Below are 2305 nucleotides of genomic sequence, written 5' to 3' on the forward strand. Positions count from 1 at the left end.
GGAGCTCAGCCGGCGCTTCGGATGACAGTGAGCCGGGATGACCCTGGCGACGCCGAGGACTTACCTGCTGTCGGCGACGGTCGACTTCTGAGCCGAAATACCGCCGGGCATTGGTAGCAGCTGTCGAGCTTGCGAGGCTGCGTTCGGCTGCGCAGCAGTCGTGAAACCTGTGGACGGGATGGGCCGGGAATACCCGATTGATTGATCCAGCGACTGCTACGCAGCCGAACGCAGCCTCGCAGGCTCGGCAGCTGCTACAGAGAGCGGAGCGTCGCAGCCTCGCAGGCTCGGCAGCTGCTACAGAGAGCGGAGCGTCGCAGCCTCGCAGGCTCGGCAGCTGCTACGGAGAGCGCAGCGTCGCAGCCTCGCAGCCTCGCAGCCTCGCAAGCTCGGCAGCTGCTACAGGGAGCGCAGCTGTTTTGAGCGAATACGCCATGAAGCCTCAGCCCTGCACATAGACCGCATGCGTATGCGTGTACTCATACAACCCATGCTTGCCATCCGCACCCCCAATCCCGGATTTACGCACGCCGGCATGGAAGCCTTGCATGGCCTCGAAGTGTTCTCTGTTCACATAAGTCTCGCCAAAGTCCAGCTCGCGCATGGCTTGCAAGGTTTTGTTCAGGTCGCGGGTGTAGATTGACGAGGTCAGGCCATAGTCGCAATCGTTGGCCAGGGCGATTGCCTCGTCGAGGTCATCAACAATCTGGATCGGCAGCACCGGGCCGAAAATCTCTTCGCGCATGATCTCCATCTGTGCACTGCACCCGGCCAGTACCGTCGGCTGGAAGTGAAAGCCATTGGGCAGGTCGGCGATCTGCCCGCCGCTGATCAGACTCGCACCCTGGCTTAACGCCGTGCGCACCTTGCGGTCGACGCTGTCCAGGCCCTGACGGTTGATCAGCGGGCCCATTTCCACATCCGCCTGCGCAATCGGGTCGCCGTAACGAGTGGCACTCATCGCCGCGGCTATACGCTCGATCAATTGATCGGCGACCTTGCGCTCGACGTACACCCGCTCGGCGCAGTTGCACACCTGCCCGCTGTTGATGATCCGCGAGTCGCGAATGGCTTTGACTGCCAGATCGAGGTCGGCGTCCGCCAGTACAATGGCCGGCGCCTTGCCGCCCAATTCGAGGTTGAGCTTGGTGATGTTCGGCGCGGCGGCGGCCATGATGCGCGAACCGGTGTCGACGCTGCCGGTGAAGCTGATCATGTCCACGCCCTTGTGCGCACTCAAGGCCGCACCGACCCGGCCATCGCCGCAGACCACGTTGAACACGCCCGCTGGCAAGTCGGTTTGCGCCACCAGTCGGGCGAATTCAAAGCAGTTGTTGGGAGTCTCTTCGCTGGGTTTGATCACGATGGTGTTGCCGGTCAGCAACGCCGGCGCCATCTTGCGCGCGATCAGGAAGAACGGAAAATTCCACGGCAGAATCCCGGCCACCACACCGAGTGGCTTGCGGAACAGAAAGATGTTTTCGTTCTGGCGGTCGCTGGTGATGATTTCCCCTTCGAGACGACGCGCCCATTCGGCCATGTAGTCGAGATAATCGGCGGTGAAATTGACTTCGACCTCCGCCAGCGCGCTGATCTTGCCCTGTTCCAGGGTGATGGTGCGCGCCAGATGGGCAACGTTTTCCCGGAGCTTGGCGGCGATCCGGCGCAAGTGGCCGGCGCGTTCGATTGCCGGTTTGCGCGACCAGTCTTTTTGCGCGACGCGCGCGGCGGTGAGGGCGCGGTCCACGTCTTCGGCGGTCGACGCCGGGACTTTCGACAGCATGGCGCCGGTGGCCGGATTGATCACGTCCAGGTGAGCATCGCTCGCGACAAACTGGCCATTGATGAAGTTCTCATAGACAGGCACGGAAGGCATCAGACGACTCCTTGATCAGTAAGTGCGCGAAGGCGCTTGGACGGTGGCTGGGGTGCGGTAACGGGCAAGGGTCGCGCTGGCGCTCTGGCGCAGCAGGCTGATGTCGATAGCCACCGCGATGAACTGACATCCCCAGCTCTGATACCGGCGCGCGTCGTCTTCGTCAGGCGCAAGAATCCCGCAGGCCTTGCCGGCCGCAAGTGTCGCTTGCACGGCGTGTTGAATGCGTTCCTGAACCTCAGGGTGGCCAGGATTGCCGGCATGACCGAGGCCGATGGACAAATCCGCCGGGCCGATAAACACCGCATCGACGCCCTCGACCGCTGCGATGGCTTCGACGTTTTCCACGCCGGTGCGCGATTCCACCTGCACGATCAGACACAGCTGCTCGTGGGCGGTGGTCAGGTAATCGGCCACGCCGTCCCAGCG

The 2305-nt window shown here is 62.8% G+C and carries 2 protein-coding genes; both read right to left on the reverse strand.

Annotation, left to right across the window (positions count from 1 at the left end; all coding sequences use genetic code 11):
* Window positions 1-442 precede the first annotated feature (442 nt).
* Window positions 443-1876 (reverse strand): aldehyde dehydrogenase, encoded by a 1434-nt coding sequence (gene aldA, locus F8N12_RS27365; RefSeq protein ID WP_150583127.1) that lies wholly within the window; start codon window positions 1874-1876, stop codon window positions 443-445.
* Between the two features lie 15 nt (window positions 1877-1891).
* Window positions 1892-2305: HpcH/HpaI aldolase family protein (locus tag F8N12_RS27370; RefSeq protein ID WP_263596532.1), on the reverse strand; the 414-nt coding region annotated here is incomplete at its 5' end.

This window comes from Pseudomonas fluorescens, assembly GCF_902497625.1.
GTDB classification, from domain to species: Bacteria; Pseudomonadota; Gammaproteobacteria; order Pseudomonadales; family Pseudomonadaceae; genus Aquipseudomonas; species Aquipseudomonas fluorescens_BQ.

Excerpts from the sequence above, each read along its gene's own strand:
- aldA (WP_150583127.1), bottom strand. The coding sequence starts at position 1,876 with ATGCCTTCCGTGCCTGTCTATGAGAACTTCATCAATGGCCAGTTTGTC.